Origin of the sequence: Neglectibacter sp. X4 (assembly GCF_009917365.1) — a bacterium.
Lineage (GTDB): Bacteria > Bacillota > Clostridia > Oscillospirales > Acutalibacteraceae > Acutalibacter.
On record NZ_QWLE01000017.1, the window covers coordinates 1 to 25,580 of the forward strand.

The 25,580-nt window shown below is 54.6% G+C and carries 16 protein-coding genes and 4 pseudogenes; 7 read left to right on the top strand and 13 right to left on the bottom strand.

Annotation, left to right across the window (positions count from 1 at the left end):
- Nucleotides 1–744 (top strand): siphovirus ReqiPepy6 Gp37-like family protein (locus tag D1841_RS08230; protein WP_202622558.1); only part of this gene is annotated, 744 nt, incomplete at its 5' end.
- Nucleotides 745–1,230: 486 nt separating this feature from the next.
- On the opposite strand, the gene D1841_RS08235 is transcribed toward D1841_RS08230, so the two are convergent.
- From D1841_RS08235 to D1841_RS08265, 7 genes are all read right to left on the bottom strand, one after another.
- Nucleotides 1,231–2,703, bottom strand: coding sequence for a sulfatase (locus D1841_RS08235; RefSeq protein WP_160642755.1), 1,473 nt, complete (start codon nucleotides 2,701–2,703; stop codon nucleotides 1,231–1,233).
- 269 nt (nucleotides 2,704–2,972) lie between these two features.
- The gene (locus D1841_RS08240) at nucleotides 2,973–4,313 is read right to left on the bottom strand and encodes a sulfatase (protein ID WP_201751264.1); all 1,341 of its coding nucleotides are present in this window, start codon (nucleotides 4,311–4,313) and stop codon (nucleotides 2,973–2,975) included.
- A 15-nt stretch (nucleotides 4,314–4,328) separates the two neighbouring features.
- On the bottom strand, nucleotides 4,329–5,345 hold the full coding sequence (locus D1841_RS08245) for an ABC transporter ATP-binding protein (protein ID WP_160642754.1): 1,017 nt from the start codon (nucleotides 5,343–5,345) through the stop codon (nucleotides 4,329–4,331).
- Complete coding sequence (locus D1841_RS08250; protein ID WP_160642753.1) at nucleotides 5,346–6,326, bottom strand: ABC transporter ATP-binding protein; 981 nt, start codon at nucleotides 6,324–6,326, stop codon at nucleotides 5,346–5,348.
- A gap of 19 nt (nucleotides 6,327–6,345) precedes the next feature.
- The gene (locus tag D1841_RS08255; RefSeq protein WP_160642752.1) at nucleotides 6,346–7,233 is read right to left on the bottom strand and encodes an ABC transporter permease; all 888 of its coding nucleotides are present in this window, start codon (nucleotides 7,231–7,233) and stop codon (nucleotides 6,346–6,348) included.
- A 109-nt stretch (nucleotides 7,234–7,342) separates the two neighbouring features.
- Complete coding sequence (locus D1841_RS08260; RefSeq protein ID WP_160642751.1) at nucleotides 7,343–8,329, bottom strand: ABC transporter permease; 987 nt, start codon at nucleotides 8,327–8,329, stop codon at nucleotides 7,343–7,345.
- 114 nt (nucleotides 8,330–8,443) lie between these two features.
- Nucleotides 8,444–10,183: an ABC transporter substrate-binding protein gene (locus tag D1841_RS08265; RefSeq protein WP_160642750.1), complete on the bottom strand. Its 1,740-nt coding sequence runs from the start codon at nucleotides 10,181–10,183 to the stop codon at nucleotides 8,444–8,446.
- A 348-nt stretch (nucleotides 10,184–10,531) separates the two neighbouring features.
- Here D1841_RS08265 and D1841_RS08270 point away from each other — a divergent pair, with 348 nt between their 5' ends.
- From D1841_RS08270 to D1841_RS08285, 4 genes are read left to right on the top strand one after another with little or no spacing between them, the layout of a single operon-like run.
- A complete protein-coding gene (locus D1841_RS08270) occupies nucleotides 10,532–11,281 on the top strand; it encodes a response regulator (RefSeq protein ID WP_160642749.1) in 750 nt (249 codons plus the stop codon).
- A complete protein-coding gene (locus tag D1841_RS08275) occupies nucleotides 11,181–13,022 on the top strand; it encodes a sensor histidine kinase (protein ID WP_160642748.1) in 1,842 nt (613 codons plus the stop codon). Before D1841_RS08270 ends, D1841_RS08275 begins: the two co-directional genes overlap by 101 nt.
- A 24-nt stretch (nucleotides 13,023–13,046) precedes the next feature.
- Nucleotides 13,047–14,186 carry an anaerobic sulfatase maturase gene (locus D1841_RS08280; RefSeq protein ID WP_160642747.1) on the top strand — a complete coding sequence of 380 codons (1,140 nt, stop codon included), beginning with the start codon at nucleotides 13,047–13,049 and terminating at the stop codon, nucleotides 14,184–14,186.
- Nucleotides 14,183–14,995: a sulfite exporter TauE/SafE family protein gene (locus D1841_RS08285; RefSeq protein ID WP_347563969.1), complete on the top strand. Its 813-nt coding sequence runs from the start codon at nucleotides 14,183–14,185 to the stop codon at nucleotides 14,993–14,995. Before D1841_RS08280 ends, D1841_RS08285 begins: the two co-directional genes overlap by 4 nt.
- A gap of 108 nt (nucleotides 14,996–15,103) precedes the next feature.
- Here D1841_RS08285 and D1841_RS18700 read toward each other — a convergent pair.
- The 3 genes and pseudogenes from D1841_RS18700 to D1841_RS08295 form a co-directional block, all read right to left on the bottom strand.
- Nucleotides 15,104–15,371, bottom strand: a pseudogene (locus D1841_RS18700) (VirB4-like conjugal transfer ATPase); the annotation flags it as partial.
- Nucleotides 15,372–15,424: 53 nt separating this feature from the next.
- The gene (locus D1841_RS08290; protein ID WP_347563968.1) at nucleotides 15,425–15,688 is read right to left on the bottom strand and encodes a hypothetical protein; all 264 of its coding nucleotides are present in this window, start codon (nucleotides 15,686–15,688) and stop codon (nucleotides 15,425–15,427) included.
- 154 nt (nucleotides 15,689–15,842) lie between these two features.
- A pseudogene (locus tag D1841_RS08295) lies at nucleotides 15,843–16,198 on the bottom strand (EamA family transporter); the annotation flags it as partial.
- A gap of 7 nt (nucleotides 16,199–16,205) precedes the next feature.
- Between D1841_RS08295 and D1841_RS08300 the strand changes: the two are divergent.
- Nucleotides 16,206–16,688: pseudogene (locus tag D1841_RS08300) on the top strand (site-specific integrase); the annotation flags it as partial.
- On the opposite strand, the pseudogene D1841_RS08305 reads toward D1841_RS08300, so the two are convergent.
- The 3 genes and pseudogenes from D1841_RS08305 to D1841_RS08315 form a co-directional block, all read right to left on the bottom strand.
- Nucleotides 16,675–16,950 (bottom strand): annotated as a pseudogene (locus tag D1841_RS08305) (VirB4-like conjugal transfer ATPase); the annotation flags it as partial. The pseudogenes D1841_RS08300 and D1841_RS08305 overlap by 14 nt on opposite strands.
- 390 nt (nucleotides 16,951–17,340) lie before the next feature.
- Complete coding sequence (leuA, locus tag D1841_RS08310; RefSeq protein WP_160642742.1) at nucleotides 17,341–19,050, bottom strand: 2-isopropylmalate synthase; 1,710 nt, start codon at nucleotides 19,048–19,050, stop codon at nucleotides 17,341–17,343.
- A 455-nt stretch (nucleotides 19,051–19,505) separates the two neighbouring features.
- The gene (locus tag D1841_RS08315) at nucleotides 19,506–20,825 is read right to left on the bottom strand and encodes a response regulator (protein ID WP_371721631.1); all 1,320 of its coding nucleotides are present in this window, start codon (nucleotides 20,823–20,825) and stop codon (nucleotides 19,506–19,508) included.
- Nucleotides 20,826–21,189: 364 nt separating this feature from the next.
- On the opposite strand from D1841_RS08315, the gene D1841_RS08320 reads away from it, so the two are divergent.
- On the top strand, nucleotides 21,190–24,621 hold the full coding sequence (locus D1841_RS08320) for an S-layer homology domain-containing protein (RefSeq protein WP_160642741.1): 3,432 nt from the start codon (nucleotides 21,190–21,192) through the stop codon (nucleotides 24,619–24,621).
- Nucleotides 24,622–25,580: the final 959 nt, after the last annotated feature.

Genomic DNA, 25,580 nt, shown 5'->3' on the forward strand with positions numbered 1-25,580 from the left:
TATGTGAACATAAGCAAGAATTCGCAGGGCCTTGAAGAAATCGAAGTGCAGGGCAAATTTATCACGCAATGGATCGGAAAACGCATTGTGCGCGATCAGATCACGGCAACGAGCGGGACGCAGGATATTCTATACCGGATCGTCCGTGAAAATATCATTTCCCCGCGGGTTGCCGCCCGCCGCATTCCGAATATTCTTCTTGACCCGCTGGACGTGGACACAGGAAGCGGCAGGATCAACTACACGTCCGAAGCCTTCATAAATGCGCTTCTGGCCGTGGAAACGGCGGCGAAAGCGGCAAAGCTGGGCTTCCGTTCCCGTTCTGATGTGCGCACGGGCAAGCACTATTTCAGCGTCTACGCTGGCCGCAACCTGACCGCGGATCAGACGGAAAACCCGCCTTGTATCTTTTCGCAGGAATTCGACAACATCACAGAGCAGGAATACACAAACAGCGTTGAAAACCTGAAAACAACCGCCTATGTAGGCGGCGAAGAGGTAGAACCGCGGGTTGTGGCCGAAGTAGGCGGCGGCGCGTCCGGCCTTGACCGTGAAGAAATCTTTGTGAATGCAACGGACATTACGAAGGTTTACACGGACAGCGCGCAAACGGAGATCACGCGCACGGACGCGGAATATTTGGCGTGCCTCTTGGAGCGGGGCGCGTCGGAGCTGGAACAATACGCCGAAACATTGAGCTTTTCCAGCAAGATCAACACGCACGCAAAAACGAAAACAAAATAATACGGCGGCACTTCCCGAAAGGAACGGACTTCGGGAAAGTGACCGCCGCAGAAGTAAAGCGCGCGGAAAGCTGGATTGCCAACTATCCACGTAAAATTTTAGGTTGGAAAACGTCTGAAATGCTCTTCCGTGAAGCCGTCGCCGCCCTCTGAAAAAAATATTTCAAATTTTTTCGCATTTACTCTTGACATTTCCGTTTCGATTTTGTAAACACCCCGTGAACTTTATGAAAACCAGGGCAGAAGCGGGGCCTTTCCCGCTAAGGGAAATCCCCCGCCTGTAAGCAGGGGATTTCCAAAAAGGCGTAAAGCTTATGTCAAACCCTTTAGAACCTGTATTCATAATCGAAATTGCCGGATGAGCGGGAATTTTTGAAGCCAATCAAGGCAAATTTTCTTGCAAGGCTGTCGCCTTGCAAGAAAATTTAACATAGAGTGGCTTCAAAAAGGCCGCTTAGACGGTGGTTACAGGTTGTGGATACAGGTTCTACAGCCCCAGGCGCTCAAACTGCTCCGGAGGCGCGTCGTTTTCCTTCAGCAGCGCTGCCATCAGCCCTTCCAGCCGGGCCTTCTGGGCTTCATCCTCTATGGGGTGCTCCTGGGAAGGGTCTGCCTGCAAATCGAAGAGCAGATCCCCATAGCCATGCCCGCCGCCAAAATTCCCGTCAGGCTCCATCTGCATAACAGGCGCGCCCTTTGTAAAGGAGAAAGGCGTGTGCCACTTCATGGACTGCAGGGACTCTTCACTAAAGAAGCTTGCCATATGGGTGGGCATCATGGTGTATTCGTAAAGGGGCTGGTTTTCCGGGGCGGCCGGGGCCTTCATCAGCACATACCGCCCGTCTGTACAGCAGAGCATGCCCCCGTGTATGCCGAAAAGGGCCGCCTCCCGCACAGGCTGTTCCTTCTGGAGAACCTTGCCCAGGTCTGTGCCCAGCATGTCCTTGGGCACAGGAATCTGGAAGAAGCGTAAGAGGGTTACCGGCAGGTCGATGGTCTGCACCAGGGCCTCCCGCCGCTCCCCCTTTATCCCGCAGCGGGGATCCCAGATGAACAGGGGGATATGGGACACTTCCTCGTACAGGGGCATGTAATTTTTAGCCCAATAGCCATGCTCTCCCAGCATGTAGCCATGGTCTGTGTTGACAATGAGCATGGTGTCCTTCCACATGTCCTGCTCGTCCATCACGTCTAGCACCCGGCCTAACTGGGCATCGCACATGGACAGCAGCGCTTTATAGCTGCGCCTGCCCTCTGCCACCTCCTCCGGGGATTCCTTCACCATGGCATAGTCGGGCCAGTCAAAGCGCTTGCCCGCGTACTCTGTGGGGTACAGCTCCTTATATTTGTCATAGGTGAAGAAAGGCTCGTGGGGGTCAAAGCACTCAATTTGCAGGAACCACTTGTCCGCGTCCCTGTTCTGCCGCAAAAACGCAATCCCCGCGTCAAAGCATTTCACCTGGGGGTGATCTTTCTCCTGCTGCATAAAGCGGCGGTTCACCACGTCCTGCCGGTAGAGCATCCCCCGGTAGCCGTCAAAGCTGATAAGGTTGGGATCTTTATCCTCCACCCCGCCTATCACCGCCTTCCAGCGATCCCCCTCCTGGCCCCGGAAGTTTTCCCAGGTGGCATAGCGGGTGTGGTAGGTGCCGCCGCCGTCCTCCCAGTAGTGCCCGTGGTCGCTGATGAGATGGGAATGTATGCCGTTCTGCCATAAGATCTGGGGCATGGAGTCGTCAAAAGGCTCTATAGGCCCCCAGCTTCTGTGCAGGAAATTGTACCGCCCGGTGTGCAGCTCCCGGCGGGCAGGCATACAGGGCAGGCTGCCCGCGTAGCAGCTTTCAAACTGCACCGAGCGCTGCTGCAAGCGCAGGAAATTGGGGGTTAAGGATTCTGTGCAGCCGTATGCTTCCAGCATGTGGCGGTTGAGGGAATCGAACATAACCATGATTGCGCGCATATAGCTCCTCCTCTCTTTAATGTGTTTATCGTCTTAATTCCGGTTTTTCTTTAGGCTTTGCCTGAAGATGGGAAAATGCAGGATTTTTGCGCAGGGCTTGCATTTTGGTGATGGATGCTCACAACCCAAATGTGAACAAACAATTAAATTACAAAACTGTTCGCTGCAAACCCGCTGTTTTGTAAACGGATTGTCATCTTTGTAACCATATTGTTGTTTTTGGCCGGAAACGGGGAACGCCGGATGTTGGCCCAGCTTTCCAACAGCTTCTACGCCAGACTGTAATTGGCGGCAAAGTTCTCGTCCCAGTTCTTCTCCAGGGCTTCCCGCCACCTGAGGGCCTTTTCCGTCAGCTCTTTTGTAAGCTCCGGCAGCTCCTCCGCCAGGTTGCGGGTTTCGCCGGGATCGGCTTCCAAATCGGACAGGAACACAGGGGCCTGCACAGGCTCCCCTTCCACCAGCACGCCGTTTAAAACCAGCTTATACCTGCCGTGGCGTACAGCGGTCTGCCCGTCCATTTCCCAGAAAATATCTTCGTGGGGGCTTTCCGCGCCCTGGGTGAGCACCTCCTGCAGAGAAGCGCCGTCCAGGGTGTAGGCTTCCGGATCGCCCCCGGCCCAGCTCAGCAGGGTGGGGAACACATCCATAGCGCCGCAAGGCTCTTTGATAACCTGCCCGGCGGGGATAACCCCGGGCCAGGAGAAGATGCCCGGCACCCGGACACCCCCCTCAAAGAGGCTGTATTTATGGCCTTTAAAGCCGCCGGTCTGCCCGCCGTAATAGGGGTCGGGGGTGCCGTCCAGCCAGTTGCGGGACTCCCGGGAGGGGCCGTTGTCGCTTTGGAAGAAAATGCAGGTGTTTTCATATTCCCCGCAGCGCTTCAGTTCGTCTAGTATCTCCCCCACGCCGTCGTCCACCGCCGCAATCATGGCGGCCATCACCTGCCTGTCCCAGGGCAGGTGGGAAAAGCGGGCCATATATTTTTCCGGGGCGTGCATGGGGTAATGGGGGGCATTATAACCCACATAGAGGAAGAAAGGCTCCTGCTTCCCCGCGTGGCCCCGGATGCTCTCCACTGCCTTTTCCGTAATAAGCTCTGTCATGTAGCGGCCGTTCTCCCGCACCTCTTTTTCGTTTTCCCACAGGTCGTGGGTGGGGTCGGTGTGGCCGTCTGCCATGCCCCAGTAGAAAATGTGGGAGTAATAATCCACGCACCCAGCCATGAAGCCGTAAAAATCATCAAAGCCGTTCTGGTTGGGGCGGCACTCATCTTTAAGCCCCAGGTGCCATTTGCCCACCAGGGAGGTTTTATATCCCTGGCCCTTTAAGGCCGCGGCAATGGTGGGCACCTTGGGGGTCAGGCCCGAAGCCTTCCTGTGCCCTGCCAGAATGGCCCGCACCCCGGCATTGCCGGGATAGCGGCCTGTGAGCAGGCAGGCCCGGGAAGGGGAGCACACAGGGCTGCCGGAATACCAGTCGGTAAACCGCGCGCCGGAGGCTGCCAGCCCGTCAATGTGAGGGGTGACAAAGTCCTTGCTGCCCATACAGGACAGATCCCCATATCCCTGATCATCTGTCATAATGACAATAAAATTCGGTTTTTTAGCCAAAGCTTCCGTCTCCTTTCAGCGGTAGATGGACACGTCCACCAGGGGGCCGTCCCCCTCTTTGGCGTGCTCATACAAAAAACATTTTACCTGCCTGTCGCCTATCACATAGTTTTCCGGCTTTTCCTTCCGGCAGCGGTCCGTAGCCCTGGGGCAGCGGCTTGCAAAAGGGCACTGCTTCATGTCCCCTGCCAAGTCCGGCAAATCCTCGCTGGCGTGTATCTCCAGCTTTTCCTCCCGGAAAGGCTCCGGGGTGCTGGAAAGCAGCAGGACGGTGTAGGGGTGCAGGGGGCTTTGGATGATATCGTCTGTGCCGCCCTGCTCCACGCAGTTGCCGGCATACATGACCACCATGCGGTTTGCCATATACCGGGCAGAGGCCAGGTTGTGGGTGATGTAGAGATAGGTGAGGCCTTCCTTTTTCTGTAAGTCCAGCATCAGGTTCATAATGTCAATGCCAATGGACACGTCCAGCATGGAGGTAGGCTCGTCTGCCACCAGGATGGAGGGCTTCACCGCCAGGGCGCGGGCAATGACAATGCGCTGGCGCTGGCCGCCGGAAAGCTGGTTGGGGTGCTTTTCCATGAAGTCAGCGGCAGGGGTGAGGCCTACGGTTTCAAACAGCTCCACCACCCTCTCCCGCACCTGGGCCGTGCTCAGTTCCGGATAGTGCAGCTCCACCGCCCGGCCCACAATGCGGCCCGCCTTATGGGCGGGGTTTAAAGAGCCGAAGGGATCCTGGAAAATCATCTGCACCTCCTTGCGGAAGCGGCTCACATCCTTTTTCCCTGTGTGGCCGGTCACGTCCATGCCGTTTACGGAGATGCTGCCCTCTGTAGGCTCATACACCTTGCACAGCATTTTCGCCATGGTGGACTTCCCGCAGCCGGACTCTCCCACCACCGCCAGGATTTCCCCCTTGCGTATCTCAAAGCTCACATCGTCCACAGCCTTCAGGCTGGCCTTGCCGAAAAGGCCCTGGCGCTTGACGAAATATTTCTTTACATGGTCAAACTTTACCGCCACATTTTCCATTTACCCTACCTCCTTTGTAAGCCTGTGGTAGCAGGCGCAGCTATGCCCGCGCCCCAAATCCTCCAGCGCCGGCGGGGCTGACAGGCAGTCCTCCTGGCGGCGGGTGCAGCGCTGGTAGAACAGGCAGCCCGGGGGCGGGGTGATTAAATCCGGCACGCTGCCGGGGATGCCGCTCAGTTCCTTGCGAGGCCCCACCAAAGAGGGGAAGGCCTGCAAAAGCCCGCTGGTGTAGGGGTGCGCCCCGCCCTGGAGCAGCTCTCCCACAGGGGAGATTTCCGCCATGCGCCCGGCATACATAATGGCAATGCGGTCGCACATTTCCAGCATCAGGGGCAGGTCGTGGGTGATGAACAGCACAGAGAAGCCCATCTTTTCCTTCAGCTCCTGTATCCTGCGGATGATGTTATACTGCACCACCACGTCCAGGGCTGTGGTAGGCTCGTCAAAAATCACCAGGTCCGGCTGCAATGCCAGGGCCATGGCGATAACCACCCGCTGGCGCATACCGCCGGAAAGCTCGTGGGGGTATGCCTTAATGCGGGCGGGGTCGATATTCACCAGCTTTAAAAGCTCCCCGGCCCGCTCCAGGGCCGCCTTGCGGGGAAGCTTTTCGTGGGCCAGGATGGCGTCCATCAACTGGCTGCCAATGGTGACCACAGGGTTCAGGTTGTTCATGGCGCTTTGCAGCACCATGGAGGATTTTTCCCAGCGGAAGGTGCGCAGCTCCTCCTTGGTAAAGGCCAGCACGTTTTTGCCGTTGAACGCAATGGTTCCGCCTGATATGTGGGCCGCGCCCTTTAAAAGCTGCATGATGGAGAAGGCCACTGTGGATTTCCCGCAGCCGGACTCCCCGGCAAGGCCGAAGAACTCGCCCTTATGGATGTCAAAGCTTACGTCCGTTACGGCCTGCACCTCCCCTCTGTCCGCTGTGTAGCGGACATTGAGATTTTTTACAGACAATACGATTTCCCGGTTTTCCATGGTTTCCATCCTTTCCCCGTCACAGCTTCACGGCGCCGCCCCGGTCGTTTGCGTAGATATCCAGGAACGAGTTGCCGATAAGCATAAAGCTGAAGCCTAAGGTTGCGATGCATAGGCCGGGGGGCAGCATCCACCACCAGGCGTTGTATAAAATGGCGTTGTTGTCAAAGGACACGGAGAGCATCTGGCCCCAGCTTATGAGGGAAGGGTCGCCCAGGCCCAAAAAGCTCAGGGTGGCTTCCGTAAGCATGGCGGAGGTTATCACCATCACCATGTTGGCTGTGACCACAGGGATAATGTTGGGCAGGATTTCCCGGAACATGATTTCCAAAGTGCCCATGCCCTGCACCTTTGCCGCGTCCACATATTCCCGGCGGGCCTCCGACAGGGTTTGGGAGCGGATGCTGCGGGCCATCCACAGCCAGTTGAGGCCCCCGATAATGATAATCAGGTTCCAGATGCCCATGCTGGGCAAAAACGCCGCCAGCACAATCATAAAGGCCAGGGTGGGCACCACCAGGAACACGTCTACAATGCGCATCAGCACTTCTCCTGTGCGCCCGCCCTTATAGCCTGCCAGCAGCCCCACGAAAATGCCGATGAAGCTGGTGAGCAGCCCAGCCAGCACGCCTACGGACATGGTGACCTGGGTGCCGTACACCACCTGGGAGAAGATGTCCTGCCCATAGCTGTTCACCCCCAGGGGGTGGGCCAGGGAAGGCTTTTCCCAGGGCATGAAGCTGATATCCTTGGGCTGGTACGGGGCTATCAGGGGGGCAAACACTGCCACCAGGGCGAAGAACAGGAGGATGAAAAGCCCCACCTTGGCCCGGGTATTTTTCAAAAGGTATTTTTCCAGCATCAAGTAGCCGTCGGACTTCTGCCTTGCCGCCTTTTCTTTTTTCATAAGTAATCGCCACGCGATACGGAATCCGCACAAAAAGCCATAACGCTATGCCCTTTTGTGCCCGGTACCGTCCTTTCTTTGATATTTTTCACACGCCCGCGCTCCTTTCTCAGTCCAGGGATACCCGGGGGTCTATCAGCGGGTAAATTAAATCCGCCAGGAAGTTGATGGCCACCACGCTCAGGGCAATGATGGCAAAGCAGCCCTGCACCAGGGGATAATCGTGGCTTAGGATGGCGTTCATAATGGTTAGGCCAATGCCGGGATAGGAGAAGATAATCTCCGTGGCGATGGCGCCGCCCACCGCCTGGCCCAGGCTGAGCATCAGCCCGGTGAAGGAAGGGAGCAGTGCGTTGCGCAGGGCATATTTCGTCAGGATTTTGCTGCGCCGCAGCCCCTTTGCCTGGGCCAGCACAATGTAGTCCTCAGAGAACACCTGCAATATGTTGCTGCGCATCATAATCATGCGCCCGGCAAGGGACACAATCACCAGCGACAGCACCGGCAGGCAGGCGTGGTAGGCGATGTTCCCCGCCTTGGCCCAGAAATTGCCAAGCTCTGCCCCGGGGGTCATGGCGTGGCCCATGGGGAACCACCCCAGGTAATACCCCAGGCCCATGACCAGCAGCATGCCCACCCAGAAATAGGGGATGGACTGGATGTAGAAGGACGTGCCCACTGCCAGGTTGTCAAACCAGGATCCCTTTTTCAGGGCCGCCAGGGTGCCGATGATCCAGGCAATCAAAAAGGACAGCAGGGTGGAGATGATGACCACCAGCAGGGTCCAGGGGATGGCCTGGGTGATGATATCGCTGACAGGGATGGGGAAGTTTGTGTAGGACACCCCCAGATCCCCCTGAAAAAGCCCGCCCAGATAGCGCGCATACTGCTCAAAGATGCTCTTGTCCAGGCCGAACTGCTCCCGCACCTGCTGGGCATACTCGGCAGAGCCAAGGGCGCTTTGGGACGCCAGGTATTCCGCCGGGTCGCCGCCCATCATGCGGGGCAGCAGGAAGTTGAAGGTAAGCGCCACCCACAGGGTGAACAAAGCGCTTATAAACCTTTTGCATACATATTTTACCGTGATGCCTTTCAAGCTTTCCTCCTCCTTTTTAAAAGGGAGGATACTCCCAGCTACCAGGAATATCCTCCGCTTTATTTTTTACCTGTATTTATTTTTTCCCAAAAGACTTGCCCGAACCCCTTATAATCAGCCTACGGGCCGCACGTTGATAAGGTTGCGGTTGCTCTTGACAGACGCCTCGTAATCCGTCCATCCTGTAACGGCGGCGCCGTCATAGTAGGGGATGTGTCCGCTGGAGTTATACATGGGCAGGAACACGTAATCCTTTGCCAGCAGATCCTGCATCTGGTAGTAGAGATCCTTCAGCTTTTCCTCGTCCGTCTCGGCGGAAGCCTGCTCCAGAAGGCCGTCCATCTCATCGCTGCGGTAGCGGAAATAGTTCAGGCCGGGGGTGCTCTCGCCGGCGGGGGCGGTCATGGAGGAGTTGAAGCAGCTATTCAGGGCCGCGTAAGGATCCGGCGGGAAGTTGATGCCCATCTGCAGAAGGTCATATTTGCCTGTCTGGGCCAGGGAGGTCAGTTCGGGCCAGGTGGCCAGCTTGGGGATAATCTCCACGCCCAGGTTCAAAAGCCACTGCTGAATCATGCCGGCTTCCATCTGCTGGGCAGGGGCGCCGGAAGCGTTGTGATAGGTAAAGGACAGGCGCTTGCCGTCTTTCTGGTAGATGCCGTCGTCGCCCTTGGTGTAGCCCGCGTCCTCCAGCACCTTCTGGGCGGCTTCCAGATCAAAGGCCAGGGAGTTTTTGGCTTCCTCGCTTACATAGTCGCCAAAGAGATCCGGCAGCCAGCCGATGCTGGTGGGCAGCACGCCGTTATACTCGCCGCGGGAGATAAGCTCCGGCTGGTTGATGGCCATGGCCATGGCCTTGCGCACGGCCACATCGGAGAGCAGCTCATTTTCATGGTTTATCAGCACGGAGAAGTTGCCAAGGCCAGCGTAAATATCCATCTGGGCAAATTCCTTGGAGGTGAACTCCGGAATGCTGGACATGGCGATGGTGCCGGTGGTGCAGTCGATTTCCCCGTTTAAGAGGCCCAGGGTGGTGTTGGGAGAGGTGTTGTAGAGCACAATAAGCATTTTGTCCACCTTGGGGGCGCCGTTCCAGTAATCCTTGAAGGCGGTAAGCTCTACAGAGGTGCCCACTGTGTACTTGTCCCAGGCAAAAGGCCCGGTGCCTACAGGGGTTTCGTTAATAAAGTTTTCCGCGTCCTCGTTTTCCCAGATGTGTTTGGGCACAATCTTTACCTTGGTGAGATACCGGGGCAGGGCGGTGAAGGGCTGGCTGCAGGTGAACACAACCTTGTCCCCGTCCGCCTTTACATCGGACAGCTTGTCCCACAGGGCGTACTGGTCGAAGGTGGGCACGTCTTTGAGAATCTGCATGGTGCAGGCCACGTCCTCCGCGGAGAAGGCGGTGCCATCGTGCCATTTCACATCGGGATTTATGGTGAAGGTCAGTTCTGTAAAGCCGTCGTTCCAACTGTATTCCGTGGCAAGGGCCGGCTCCAGCTCGCCCTTCTTCTCGTTAAAGGTGAACAGCGGCTCGTAAAGGATGTCCAGCATGTCCGTAAAGGTGCCGGAGGTGGCAAAGGGGCTTTTGTTGGACATCTGGGTGTCCAGCACGTAAGCGCCCATGCGCAGGGTGCCGCCCGTGGCAGTGCCCTGGGCTTCCGGTTCGCTTTCTTCCGCGGAAGAAGCAGGCTCTTCCGCTTTGGAACTTACGGGGGCTTCCGCTTTGGAGCTTTCCGGTGCGTCTGCCTTGGACGATGCGGACGAGGAGCCGCCTGTGCCGCCGGAGCAGCCGGACAGCGCCAGCAGGAGCGCCAGCACCAGCGCCAGCAGGGCGCTCAGCTTTCTTTTCTTCATGTTCATGCCTCCTAAAAGTTATGTTCGTGTCCCAAGGCCCCGCCCGGTTTGGGAGCGGACGTACATCCCGAAAGCCGCTTCCCGTGTGTTTTCCCCGCCTGCCGGCGGGGAAAACACGGAAAAGCTTTTTTCAGCTCCGCCCGGTTTGAGGGCTTCGGCCTTGCGCCGTGATTTTATTATAGTTGGTAAGAGGGTATGAAAACATGTAAAATATTCAGGTTCGTTTGCAATTTATTCATATATTCACCAAAACACCCTTTGCTTTGACTTGACTTTTTATATGTTTTTGCTATGATTGGAGTGGTTATAGACCAACTGCCTGCTCAAAATACTTATGGGGGTGAGACTTTGTACCGCATTGTATTGATTGACGACGAGCCATGGAGCGCCGCCGTTTTAAAGGAAAGCATTGACTGGAAGGAACTGGGGTTCTATATAGACAGGCTGTACACAAACCCGATGGAAGCCCTGCGGGCCATCTGCGCCGATCCCCCCGACGTGGTGATTACCGACATCTCCATGCCTGTGCTGGACGGCCTGGAGCTTATCCGCAAGGCCCAGTTTGACGGCTGCACCAGCCGCTTTGTCATCCTCTCCGCCCACCGGAATTTCGACTATGCCAAGGCCGCCCTGCGCCTGGACGTGGTGGACTATTATTTGAAGCCCATCCATCCCGGGGAAATTACCACCCTGTTTTCCTCCATCAAGGCCACCCTGGACGAGGAGCACAACCTGTCCCCCGGCGAGACGCTGCCTGCCGGGCGCTTCGAGGAAATCCTTGCCTATATCGACGCGAACCTCCACCAGCACTTGACTTTGCAATCCATTAGTGATACCTTTTTTCTAAACAGGACGTACATCTGCGCCCTGTTTAAAAAGCACCTGGACGTAACCTTTTCCCAATACCTCACAAGCGCCCGCCTGGAAAAGGCCAAGTTCTACCTGTCCCATACAAACCTCAAGCAGTTGGAAATAGCGGAAAAGGTAGGCTTTAAAGATGAGTTTTATTTCAGCAAGGTTTTTAAAAAAGCGGAAAACATGTCTCCCGGGGTCTACAGGAAGCTGGCGGCCTCCCGCTGGGAAAAGCCCGGCTCCTGACGCGCCCGGCTGCAGAAGCATCCAGAAAAGCCTTCTGCACCTGTTTTTAACGGCCTGCCTGCTGTTTTTATGCCTGCTGGCGGCGGCCTGCTGGTGGTTTGCCTCCTCACAGCGCAAGGCCCTGGAGGAGCATCTGGGCGCAACCCTGACCATTATGGGGGAAAATATTGACGAATACTTTATGTCCCTGGAAAAGCTGGGCTTCGGCGTTTCCTCCAACTGGTCGGTTATCAATGTCTACTCCGGGGAAGATCCGACGGAAGTGGGCAGCGCTGTGGCAAACTCCCACCAGCTCATGTCCCTGCTGTGCAGCATTGAAACCTCCATTGCAGACGTGATGATTGTGGACATCAACGGCCTGGGGAAAAGCTATTTTTCCGGGGTGGACTACAATATCATCTCGGAGATCACTTCCCAGGAGGAGCTGCACGACCCTTATGCCCTGGAGCGCAGCTTCCATTTCTTCCCGCCGGAAAGCCAGTGGAGCAATGTGTACTTTGTATACAGCGTGCCTATCTTAAACCTGAATTCCTGGCCCAGCGACTCCCAGAAGGTAGCCACAGGCCTGCTGCTGTGCAACAAAAGCAGGATTTCCCGGCTGCTGATGACAGACACCGCCCTTTCTTATGAATATTTCGCCCTGTACCAGGGGGATGACTGCGTTTTCAGCAGCTCCCCCGTCCCGCCGGAGCCTGGGCCAAACACCCTCATCCAGGAAATCCCCCTAGCCCGGGGCGGGCTGACCCTCCGGGGGGCCGCCACCCTGGGGCAGGTTCAGGGCGGCTCCGGCCTGATGCTGCTGTTTGGAGGCTGCTGCTTTTTGGCAGTCACCCTGTTTCTCATCCTCCTCGTTCAGTTCACCAGGCGCTATATCCTGCGCCCCATTTCCGGCACCATTTCCCAGCTTGCAGGATACCAGGGGGAAAACCTTTCCGAGCATATCGCCTATTCCGGCGTGGGGGAAATTGACGCTATCATTGTGGATATCAACCGGATGATTGACAAAATCAAGTGCGCCACCCGGCAGATCCTCTTGACCCAGAACACCCTGTATGAAACGGAGCTGCGCACCAAGGAGGCGGAGCTTTACGCCCTGCAAAGCCAGGTGAATCCCCATTTCCTCTACAACACCCTCCAGTGCATCTGCGGCCTTGCCGCCATGGGCCGCACCCGGGATATCCAGGAGATTGCCCTGGCCATGTCCGATGTGTTTAAATATTCCATCCACCCCGGCACCTTTGTGGACTGCGCCGAGGAGGTGGGCATTATCTGCCAATATTTGTCCATTTATAAAATCCGGTATGACGGGAAGCTGGACTATGAGCTGAACATTGAGGAACCGCTTTTAGACTGCCGCATCCTGAAAATGATCATCCAGCCCACTGTGGAAAACGCCATGCTCCACGCCTACAACGGCACAGACAAGCGGCCTGCCATCCGCATTTACGGGCGCAGGGAGGATGGGGAACTGGTGTTCAACATCATCGACAATGGCGCGGGGATTCCCCGGGAGAAGCTGCAGAAAATCCAGGAAAACCTGGGCCGCAGCTTTTCCGAGTCCATTCAGGAGGCCTCTCCCTTTGGCCTGGGGCTTTATAACATCAACCGCCGCATTAAGCTGGTATATGGGGAAAGCTATGGCATCAGCCTGTTCAGCAACCCCAACGGCACCCAGGTGGACATCCGCATCCCTGCCGCGCCCCCGGAATATCCTGCCCTGCCGGAGCAGGAAGAACTATAAGAACCCAGAAAGGAATGTTATGCCATGCCATCCCTCAGCCTGCTGATAAAGCCCGCCTCCGGCGGCTGCAACGTCCGGTGCCGGTACTGCTTCTATGCCGACGAGCAGCAGAACCGCGGCACCTATTCCTACGGGCTTATGTCCGAGGAAACCCTGGAAGCCCTCATCCAGAAGGCCCTTTCCTATGCCACCCAGAACTGCTCCTTCGGCTTCCAGGGAGGCGAGCCTACCCTGCGGGGCCTGGAATTCTTTCAAAAAGCTGTGGCCCTGCAAAAAAAATATAATATCCATGGCGCCCAGGTGGCAAACGCCATCCAGACAAACGGCCTGCTCATAGATGAAAGCTGGGCGCGGTTTTTCCACGACAACCATTTCCTTGTGGGCCTTTCCTTAGACGGCACCAAGGACATACACGATGAAAACCGCCTGGATCCAGAAGGGAAGGGCACCTACAGCCGGGTGCTGCGGGCTGCCCAAATCCTCACAGCCCACCAGGCAGACTTTAACATCCTCACAGTGGTGACAGGGAAAACAGCCCACTCCATCACGAAAATCTACAATTTTTTCCGCCGCAGCGGCCTGCTGTACCAGCAGTACATCCCCTGCCTGGATCCCCTGGGGGCTCCCCGGGGCGCATCCCTTTATTCCCTCACCCCGGCCCAGTATGGGAAATTCCTGAAAACCCTTTTCGATCTCTGGTACAGGGATGTGACAGCCGGGAACTTTATCTACATCCGGTATTTTGAAAACCTTGTGGGGATGCTGCTGGGCCGCCCTCCGGAAAGCTGCGGCCTTTCAGGCCAGTGTACGGTGCAGCACGTGGTGGAGGCGGACGGCTCTGTATACCCCTGCGATTTTTACTGCCTGGATCAGTGGAAGCTGGGTACTGTGCAGGAGGATGGTTTCCCTGCCCTCTCCCAAAAGGAAAAGGCCCTGGCGTTTATCTCCTCCTCCAAAAGCCTGGCAGACGCCTGCCGGGACTGCCCCTATTTCTTCCTCTGCCGGGGCGGGTGCCGCCGGGACAGGGAGCCGCTCCAAGGGGGCGGGACGCAGGAAAACTATTTCTGCCCTGCCTATAAGGCGTTTTTTGCCTATGCCCTGCCCCGCCTGCGGGAAATAGCCCGGGTGCTGGGAGCATCCCAGAGAGGGGGCGGACTGCTGTGACAGCCTTCATCATGTTTGCCGTGTGCCTGCTGGCCTCCTGCGTGGGGGCAGTAGCCGGTTACGGCGGCGGGGTTATCATCAAGCCTGTGCTGGACGCTTTGCACATCCTGCCCGTTTCCACCATCAGCTTTCTGTCAGGCTGCACGGTGCTGTGCATGTCTGTAGCTTCCCTGCTGCGCAGCCGGGGAAACGGGGTGAAGCTGCGCATTGCCACCACAGCCCCTCTGGCGGTGGGCGCGGCGGCAGGAGGGCTGCTGGGCAAGTGGCTGTTCGAGCTGGTGAAAGCCCGTTCCAACGAAGCCATTCTGGGCACGGTGCAGTCCCTGGTGCTGCTGATAACCACGGTACTGGTGTTTTTCTACACCCTGAAAAAGGACAAGCTCCCTTCCTATCATCTGAAAGGCACAGGAGCGTGCCTGTTTGCCGGCGGAATGCTGGGGGTGGTGTCTGCCTTTCTGGGCATTGGGGGCGGGCCGCTGAACATGGCCCTGCTGTTTTTCTGCTTCTCCATGGAAGCAAAGGAAGCCGCTAAAAATTCTATCTTCATCATCATGCTCTCTCAAATTGCCAGCCTGCTCAGCGCCCTTGCCCAGGGAAATGTGCCGGGGTTTTCCTGGCCCCAACTGGTGCTGATGGCCCTGGGCGGCGTGGGCGGCGCGCTGCTGGGGGCAGAGCTTGCCAAAAGGATGGACAACAAAGCCGTGGAAAAGCTGCTGCTGGCCCTGATGCTGGTGATTATCCTGATTAACGTCTACAATGTGGGGGCCTATGGCGTGGAGGCCTTGCAAAGCATGGTTTTCTGCATATAGTAAAAAGAGCGGCGCACCCAGGTGGGTACGCCGCTTCTGTTTGTCGCTTTAGCTCGAAGAACCACCGGCTCAGCCGCTCAACTTGAAAATCGGGCTGTACCGATTTTCAAGCTGGACTTTGATGGAGCTGTCAAAATAGTTGAGGAAATCGCAGTAGTTCTCAAAAATCAGGTTCTTGTCCTCGTTCTGGGCAAAAGCTGGTAGTTCACATCGTAAAACTGGATTTGCTTGGTGAAATACCGGTCGCCAATGATGCAGATACCGTCCGGCACATTTCCTGGTAGGGGATGGTCTGCTGGGCGGTCTTGGGGAGCCTACCGTCCCGTTTTGCCTTGCTGACTGATGCCGAAAGCCGCCGTTTGTCCCGGCTGCTCAGTTTCGCATCCGGGGTCAAGCGCAGGGTGGCCTTTAAGTCAGACTTTTCTTTTTTCAGTTCCTTTTTTGCCGCTTGCAGGTTTCTTGCCTGCTTTTGATGCCTTCCTCCAGTTCCCGGATGCTCGCCTGTTCCGCAGGGGCGATATGGGGGAATGCCCGCACCCTACCGCCGCCACGCTTGGCATGGCCCTTCTCCAGAAGGTGGGTGAGCTGGTAACGCTTTTTGTTATGCACCACCAGTTCTAAGGAATTGGCGGTCTCCTTCTGCTTCTTTACCGCCCATGCCATCCATCTGTATGTCAAGGAAGATAATGTCAAAACCGGTTCCTGCCGCAAGCAGTCCTTCCCCCGTTGCAAAACCGCTTATATGAAAATCGGGATTTCCATTCTTTTCAGCACCCATCCCCGGCAGATTAAAGTTTCCCTGTCGGGGAACAGGCTGATGATCTGCTCCTCTGTCCTTATCGCAGGCTCATTCACTGTTCCCACTCCCCTTCCCGTTATATTCAGAAAGAAAAAGCCCTGCAACCGCCAAAACCGTCCCCATAACGGAAACCCATGTCACCGGCTCCTTCAGTAGCACGGAAGTCACCACCGTTATGACGGGAACCATGTAAATATAGACGCTGGTCTTGACTGCGCCAAGCACCTTTACCGCAAGGTTCCATGTGACAAAGCAGAGTGCGGATGCCCCCAGCCCAAGATACAGGATATTGAGTAAATACGTCATACCCCAAACCGTTCCAGCCCGACTTCAAAATCGAAAAGGAATAGTGCCGGAACCATGAAAAGGATGCCGTAAAAGAATGTCCGCCGCGTGGTGAGTATGACCGGGCAGGACGATTGCATTAGGAAAAATCCCTTTGACTTCCAGTTGAACACCGTTTTAGAAGATAACACCGAACCAAAGGTACCTTTATCCCCAACACAGGAAGCGTCTTTCCTGTCCTTTGTGCAGAATGATAAAACCTATCAGAAGTATTACGACGAGATTATCATACTGTTAGGAACAGGGCTACGCATTTCTGAACTCTGCGGATTGACTGAAAGCGACATTGACTTTGAGCATAAGCTAATCAACATAGACTACCAGCTTTTGAAAGTATCGGGTATTGGTTATCATGTTGAAACGCCAAAGACAAAAAGCGGTATCAGACAAATCCCAATGAGTACCAAAGTCTATGAAGCGTTCAAGCGTGTGCTGAATGGCAGAGGACGGGCAGACAAATTGATTGTCGGCGGTTACAGCAATTTCTTATTCCTCAATCGGAACGGGCTACCGAAAGTAGCAATCAACTATAGCTGTCTAACGAGTGGACGCGGGTTCCCAACACCTTGAAATTCGCCAGCACATCGGCTTCGATGCGTTCCAGGCGGGGCTTTGCTTCTTTCAGGCTGTCCGCTTCAATGCCAAAGGTGATGTACTTGGTCTTTGTCAGGCCGTTGTTCCCCCTGGCAAGCTGGCCTTTGAGCATCCCCGAATACTCCCGCCGGATGCCGTTAAATGCGTCCACCTGCTCTGGGATATGGATGGACTTCTGGTACTCCTCCATATCGGCCCGCTGGTTGAGGAAAGAAAGGAAGATCAGCAGCTTTGGCTGTATGGCTGTGTAAAAGGCAGCTTTCAGAGAACGCTTGTGATTGTTGAGTGTCTTACATAAGAATATCCACTACGGCTTCCGACATACTTTTCTCATCTTCTGCATATAGAAGTTTCATGATACATCACTCCTATCTATCCATTATAACTACAATAGTTTAGTTGTAGCTTAGAGAGTTATATATTCCCGTCTTTTGGGCACCTTCTGCGCCTTGCTGCTTTTTCTGCAACTGTCTATAGGATTCTCCACCTCTTTCGGAACCAACCAGATAGTTCCTTCCCACACCGGGAATGCGACGGGCAGAGCAGTACGCAAGATTGGAACCTTTGAACGCTTCTCCCAGTTCCTTCCGGGCCGGAAGCCTCACCGTCATATACCAGTTTTTTCACGAGGAGGTGCAGCGGCACGCTGCCTGTTGATGGCGCAGAGGATGCCCTTGATGGAGGCAACGCTGATGTTATTGTCCATGCCCACGCCGAAAATAATCTCTCCCCCATGGCGGAGCTGAATGTAAGACACAGCCTTGGAGTCTGCGCCGCCGGAAACAGCGTGTTCGCTGTAGGAGATAAATTCATATTCTGTAAGCCCCACTGTGCGCAAAGCGTTGAAGAACGCGTCCAGAGGGCCATTGCCCTTGCCGGAGATAAACTGGGCGTGGTTGTCAAAACGCAAGGTGCCTTCAAAATCCACCACCACTTGGCCCTGGCCCCCGTCCTCTTCAAAGATTTTGTAGGCCATCAGGTGGTATGGCTCTTTCACGTCCAAATATTCCCGCCGGAAAATGGCGAACACTTCCCCGGCGCTTATCTCCCGACCCAGGCGGTCGCATTCTTCCTTAACCTTGGCCCCAAACTCCGGGTGCATGGCCTTGGGCAGTACATAGCCAAAGTTCTGCCGCATGACAAAGGCGGCGCCCCCCTTGCCGGACTGGCTGTTAATGCGGATAATCGGCTCGTACTGCCGGCCTAAATCTGCCGGGTCAATGGCGAGGTAAGGCACCTCCCAATAGGGGGAGCTGTGCTTTGCCATGTAGTTTACCCCTTTGCTGATAGCGTCCTGGTGGGAGCCGGAAAAGGCTGTGAACACCAGTTCCCCGGCATAGGGATGGCGGGGGTGTACCTGCATCTGGGTACACTCCTCGTATACCTTGCGGATATGCTTCATGTTGGAAAAGTCCAGGGCCGGATCCACCCCTTGGGCATACAGGTTCATGGCCACATTCATAATGTCCGCGTTGCCTGTGCGCTCCCCATTGCCGAACAGTGTGCCCTCCACCCGCTGCGCCCCTGCCATCAGGCCCAACTCTGTGGCGGCTGTACCTGTGCCCCGGTCGTTGTGGGCGTGGAGGCTGATAATGGCGCAGTCCCGGCGCTTCATTTTCCGGCAGCAGTATTCCACCTGGTCGGCATAGGTGTTGGGGGTACACAACTCCACTGTATTGGGCAGGTTGATAATAGCCGGGTTTTCCGGCGTGGCCCCCAGTTCTTCCAGCACCCGGTCGCAAATCATGGCAGCGTTGTCCATCTCTGTACCGGAAAAGCTTTCCGGGGAATATTCATAGCGGACGTTTACAGGCTCCTTTGCCATAAGCTCCTGGGTCAGGCGGCGGATAAGCCTTGCCCCTTCCACAGCAATTTCCGTCACTCCGGCCATGTCCGTATCGAATACCACCCGGCGCTGTAATTCCGAGGTGGAATTATAGAAATGGATAATGACGTTTTTTGCGCCCCGGATGGCCTCGAAAGTTTTGCGGATGAGGTGCTCCCGGGCCTGCACCAGCACCTGCACCGATACATCGTCAGGGATAAGCCCCTGGTCTATCAGCGCCCGGAGGATTTCATATTCCGTCTCCGATGCTGCCGGGAAGCCCACCTCAATCTCCTTAAAGCCGATTTTGCACAGCATCTGGAAAAACTCCAGCTTCTGCTCCAGGTTCATGGGGTTTACAAGGGCCTGGTTGCCGTCCCGGAGATCTACGCTGCACCAGATTGGGGCCTTTGTAAGGGCTTTGTCGGGCCAGGTACGGTCAGGCAGGGGCTGGGGGGTGAAGGGCTTGTATTTTTTATAGCTTTGCTTCATGAGGAATCCGTCCTTTCCATAGGGTTTGCCCAGAGGCAGAAAAAGCCCCGGATACAGAACTGCTTCTGTATCCGGGGCGAAAATCTCAAGGGTATTTACGCGGTACCACCCGGTTTCGGCGCGGGACGCGCCCTTCAGGCCTCTGACAAGGCTTGGCGGATAACGCCGCCGCACGACCCTCCCTACGGCACAGGCTTTCAGGGGGGCGACTCGGGGATCAGCATACACACTGGGCCGCGCACCTGCTTTCACCACCCGCAGGCTCTCTGAAACGCCGCTTGCAGCGTCTTCTTCCCGTCACTGTCATTCTCTCTATTTTTTCTAAGATTATAGCCCACCCCGCCTGTTTTGTCAAGATTTTTCTGCTAAGGCAGCAGGCGTTCCGGCTGTTTTAAAAGCTGTCTGCACATAAACAGGCGCCTGGAAATATGTGCAGAAAAACATATGCAAAAAGCTTATTTCTTTGCGGCGGCAACGAAGGCGTCAATTTTCTGCTTCAGCTCCGCAGGCTTTAAATATTTCAGCAGATAGCCGGTTGGATTCAGCGCCATGACCTTGCGCACGCTTTCCGGATCGCTCCTGCCTGTGAGGAAAACTACCGGGAGGCTGGCAAATTCCTTTACGGAACGCAGCATTTCCAGGGTCTGCCTGCCGTCGCAAACCGGCATTTCATAGTCCAGCAGAACCAGATCCGGCTTATCCAGGGTGATGGCCCGGATGGCGGATATCCCGGACTCTGCCACCAGCACATCATAGTCCTCCCCCAGCAGGGTTTTCATGCCGGTGCGGATGGTTGCGGAATCGTCCACCACCAGCACTTTAGGCTTGGGGTTGCTTTCCTCCTCCGCAACCGCTTCTTCCCGCCTGGACAGAAACTTCTCCACCTCTTCCAAGGCGTTATCTGCCTCCAGGGAGGTGCCCACGCCCTTTTCCAGCAGGCGGGGGGCAATCATGCAATAGGCAAAATACCCTGCCCCGCCTGTATTGAACAGCAGGCTTACCTGGGGCTTTTCCCGGTCGAACACCTGCTGGAACTGTTCATACGTCAGCAGGTTTTCATCCTTCAGCTCGTAACGGGAGGCCTCCGGGAAGTTCTCCAGCACCCGGCCCACAAACTGCCGGGCTGTATACCGGGCGGCGTGAACCAGCCTAGTGTCCAGCTTATTGGTTTTAAGGCCCATGGCCTTTCCCACTGTATTGATAAGCAGCTTTTCCTCAAAAATCAACAGGACTTCCTGCTTTTTTTCCTCTTTGGGCGCGCCGTAGGTCAGCCTGTAATATACGCCCCGGCCAAACTTTTCCCCGCCGTAGGTGTCGCTGATCACCTGGGACTCCAGATGGAACATATCGAACACCAACTGGACAATCAGCTTTTTCATGGCCGCCAGCTCTTCTTCCGGCAGAAGGCCCTCCCACTTGCTGACAGCCCCGCCAACAATGGCCTGATCCTCTGTGAGGGTGTGGCCGATAAGCCATCCGGCGCACACGCCCAGGAAGTGATCCACTGCGTCCGGGGCATACTCCGCCGCTTCCAGCTCCTGCTCCAGGGCGGGCAGGGTGTTCACCCGGAAGCCTGTATGTATTTTCCTGTGCCTTTCCAGTCCTTCATAGCCCACAGAGGCCATATAAGCCTCCTCCTCGGCAAAATGCTTCACGGTATGGCCTTTAAAGTATTTGACGCCCTCCTGGCAGGCCCGCTGGTTTTTCTTTTCTTCCTCACTGAAAGCCATAAGTTTTTTGATAATTTTAAAAGAGCCGCTGGTGCTCTTTGTCAATCACCTCAACGCCAATGTTATACTCGTCCAGCCATTTCAGTTGATTTTCCATGATGAGCTTCCTCCTCTTTGCGTACAATATCCTTTCTAAAAATTCCAGGGCCGGCGCGTGCTGCCAAAGCCTGCCAGCCCACTGAAATTATTGTACCACGGAGCGCCGTTTATGTCCAGATGAAAATCATTCTTATTTTTGTTTGGGCAGGGCATAAAATTTTTTTATTTTGAAAAGTTTTATGTAGACTTTTATACAGGGAGTATGATACACTATTAGAAAAGCGGGAATTCCCGCTTTTCTGGGCAGGGGAAGCTTCCCCTCGGCTCGCGGTTTCACGTGCAGGCATATCATAGATCAGGAGGAGTATATATGAAAAAAATTATCAGCCTTTTACTGGCCCTGGCAATCCCCCTATACGCCCTGCCCTTGGCAGCGGGAGCGGCGGGAAGCGATGAACAAGCTGGCTTCATTGACTTAAAAAACTTAGTCGACAGCGCTACTACTGGAGGCACGATTACTTTAGATGGCGATGCTGAAGTCAACGCTGATACAGTAGCTTCCCCGTGGACTATCGGAAAGAATATAACTATTGACGGGCAAGGCCATACTGTTATAATCCGGGCACCTGGTATTCTGTTAAATGCAGATGTGACGTTCAAAAATATGAAATTGAACCTTACAAGTGCGGATGGACGCAATGCGATTATTGCTAACGGGCACAGCCTAACGCTAGACACCGTAACCGCGGGTAATTTTTCTATCAATCTCTTTGGCGGTACGCTGGAAAAAGCAGACCAGGATAAATATACTGTTCCCTCCCCTGGTACAGCAGGAATTATCAATATCAAAGGAAAAACAAAGCTTCAGGGCGACCATCCTGATCCTTTGGGGCCTGCCAATATTTTTGCGGGTAATCTGTCAATAGGAAAATTTGGCGTAAATGTTGGAGAAGAAGGCGATGGTAAGTCCAGTACATTCAACGGCAATGTTACCATTAACATTGAGGATCGTTCTGACAAGGACTCTTTAGGAAACATTTATGCTGGAGGCGGACAGAATCGGACACCCCAGGGAGCAACTGCCGGGAAAGAAATAACTGCAAATCCGGATAAATACAAGGTTAATGGCACTGTTACTATTAAGGGGACAAATGCACTTCCCGACGTGGACGGCGCTGGCGCTACAAAGACGAAAGTGGTGTACAGTGCAAGCCCAAACTCCACGCCAACATGCGTTTTTAAGGATATTTCCAGCTTGACAGTTGAGGCGGGCAAGCTGATTATGGGCGCAAACAGCAGCTTCCGGGATGAACAAGAACTCTCCGTCCGTTCTGGAGCCGAACTGAACATCACAGGTTGTACTACCCCAGTCGGTAATTTTGCTGGCGGCGGCACGCTGGTGCTGGGAGAAAAACAGCAGCTTACCATTAACGGTACGGTGAGCGGAAAAACAAAGGTTGGTATTGGGAGTGTGTTTAATAATGCTTCGTCCGGGAGTGTCTCGGTCAATCAGCTTCTCATCTCAGCTCCTAAGTCCACTTCCACCTCCTTTTCCTTTCTTCCGAAAAGCACCGCAGATCAGTTAAAACTAACTATCCAAAATGATGGAAGCGGAAACTGGAAAGTCGTAGATCCCAGTGCCGGGGCCGAGCAGAAGATATTAGTGAAAAGCCTGGCGGCTAACACGCCGAAAGTAAATGATAATAAAACAGAGGTTGAAATTCCTTATGATGTAGAATTTGGGGAGGATTCAGCGTCCATTTCCTCTCTTTCGTTTATCCGTCTAACTGTGCTGATAAATAGTAAAGATGCTCAATGTGTGCAGAATAACGAACCTGACGAAAACGATTACTACACTTGGAATGATTCAGGTAGCAAATTTATCTTTGAAGTTTATGATGATAGTTTCATTTTCAGAATGGAGAATAGTGTTACACCTATCCCGGCTGGCACCTATAATTTTACTATCTCTGTTCCCACAGCTAACTGTGCGGCTGGGGTAAAGCCAAAAGCGCAGTTTACTGTTACTATCCCAACGGACGGCGAAACCCCAACGCCGACCCCAACGCCAACACCCACACCAACGCCGTCCCCCTCTCCGTCTCCAGAACCGGGTAAGCCTACCTCCATCGCTATCCCTGTTGCCAAAACCGGGCTGAAATATACGGGGGAAGAACTGACAGGCGTGGAAGCAGGAACGGGGTATACCCTGGTCGGCAACACAGCTACAGAGATAGGCGAGTATACCGCGACTGCAGCCCTACAGAATACTACAAAATACCAGTGGGCAGACGGCGCCACCGATGCAAAAGAAATAAAATGGAGCATTGGCAAGGGCGCGGCCCCTGCGGCGCCCACCGGGCTGAAAGCTACTTCCCCCACCAAGAAGGACGGCAGGGACGGGCAAATCAGCGGCACTACGGATAAAATGGAATACGCTACAAACAGTGGTTTTACAAACGCTAAGGACTGCACCGGCAACACCATTACCGGGCTTCCCGCCGGAACCTATTACGTGCGTGTGAAGGAAACTGATAAGTTTGAGGCTGGGAGCTATGCCGTTGTGAAGGTGCTGGCCTTCGGCGAGGTGGAAGAGGTGCCTGTTCCGCCTGTGGAGGTGAAAATCCCGGTTTCCGGCGAGGAAAAAACGGTGGAGGTTGTGGCCAGCATAAAAGATTCCACCGCTGTGGTGAGCACCATTGATACCACCCAGCTTGGCAGCGTGATTGGGGAAAAGGTGGACACCGGCATGGTGCTGATTGATTTCTCCGGCCTGGAGCAGGAGATTGACACAGTAGAGCTGCCCGGCGCTGCTATTGGGGAAATTGCCGCCGCGGCCCAGGCCCAGGGCAACGATGTGGAGGGGCTGTCTTTGAAGCTCTCCACAGGCTCCGTCTCCTTTGATGCCGCCGCGCTGGCTTCCATTCAGAAGCAGGCAGGCAGCAAGGTGACGCTGAAAATTCTTGCAAAAGATCGGCATGATTTAACGCCTGGGCAACTGGAGTCCATCGGCACAGCTCCTGCTTTTGATTTAAGCCTTCAGGGCAATGCCGCCATTACCGATTTCGGCAAAGGCAAAGCCACGGTTTCCCTGCCCTACACCTTAAAGCCGGGGCAGTCGGCTGCGGGCATCACTGTATACTATCTGGACGAGAAAGGGAAAGCCTCGGCCTGCCCGACCCGGTACAGCCAGGTGGAAAAAGCCGCCACTTATACCACAAGCCATTTCTCCCTCTATTTTGTGGGCTTTGACTCCGCTATCCAATGGAAAAATCCCTTTAACGACGTGCGTAAAGGCGACTGGTTCTATGGGGCTGTGGAATTTGCAGAACTGAACGGCCTGATGCAGGGAGACAGCAAAACTGTCTTTTCCCCCAACCAGAAGCTTTCCCGGGCGCAGTTGGCGCAAATCCTCTACAACAAGGAGGGCAGGCCTTGGGTGAGCGGCGGCAGCTCTTTCACTGACGTACCTGCCAAGGAATGGTATGCAAACGCTGTCAACTGGGCGGCCCAGAAGGGCTATGTAATGGGATATGACGGAACCCACTTTGGCCCTAACGATTCTGTTACCAGGGAGCAGCTTGCCACTATTCTCTGGCGGTATGCCGGGGAACCAAAGGCCAAGAAAAGCGCTCTCTCCTCTTTCACTGACGCAGGCAAGGCCAGCGAATATGCCCTGCCTGCCCTGCGCTGGGCTGTGCAGAACGGGATTGTTCGAGGCAAAGGGAACAACCGCCTGGATCCTACTGGAACTGCTACCCGGGCCGAAGTGGCCCAGATGCTTATGAATTTCCTGGCGTAAGGATAAGCCTCTATCTTAGTTCTTTGGGAAAACAGCCTTTCAGAAACTGTCTGCAAGTTTCTTGATGTATAGAGAAGCCCCCCGGTAAAACCGGGGGGCTTCTCTATTGAACGCACTTGAAAATGGAAATTCATCAATTCTCAGGCAAGGCTTGTTATAAATGTATCTTACAAATGGATATGCATGGCACAATATCAAAAAGGGGCTTCCAAGTGCTCCTTGAAAGCCCCTCTCATTACGAGAGATTAACGTATGAGTGAACTGTTAAAACCGAATCCCTGTTTATTGTGTTAGCAATTCGATATAGTCTCTCATGCGATTTCTATCACAACATTCATCACAGCGCTTAATATTTTCCGATTAAGGTTTCCTCTTTTATTTAAGGAAACTTCCTGTGACACATTGTTTAGTCAATCCGCCAACTTTTGAAACTGTACACCGGAAGTGTACCTCTTTCTTTTTCCAGCACATCATTGCCGCTTAATGCCTTCCGTCTATCTTTATGTTTATGTAAATTATCCGCTTAAAGAAGCTTATAACCAGACGTTGTTAAGCAGTCCCGTGCTTTATTGGCCTTTTACATGCTTGAGAATGCTTCAGTGGGTGTACCCCTCTTTCAGTTTTCTCGTTTCTCCCGATTTTTTATTATCTGCGGACTATGAGTCCGCAGACCTGGTGCTGTGATTCAACTGTATCCATCGGACTCACCCGCCTTTCTTTCATGATTTTCGCGCTTCGCATTGTCTCCTCTTCCAGAACTGCTTGCTGTTCAGAAAATCCCTTCGCTGCTCCTTTGCAGTTACTTTTTCTGTTTACTAAAACCTGTCTGCCTTTTTAGCTTTGGTTGCAGCTATTTTTTCTTTGTCAAATCAGGCTTTGCAGTTCTTTTTACTCTCTCCTCACCGTTTTCATGCTTAGCTTTTGCCTTGCCTACTTCCGGTTTGCGAATGCGCCTTTGA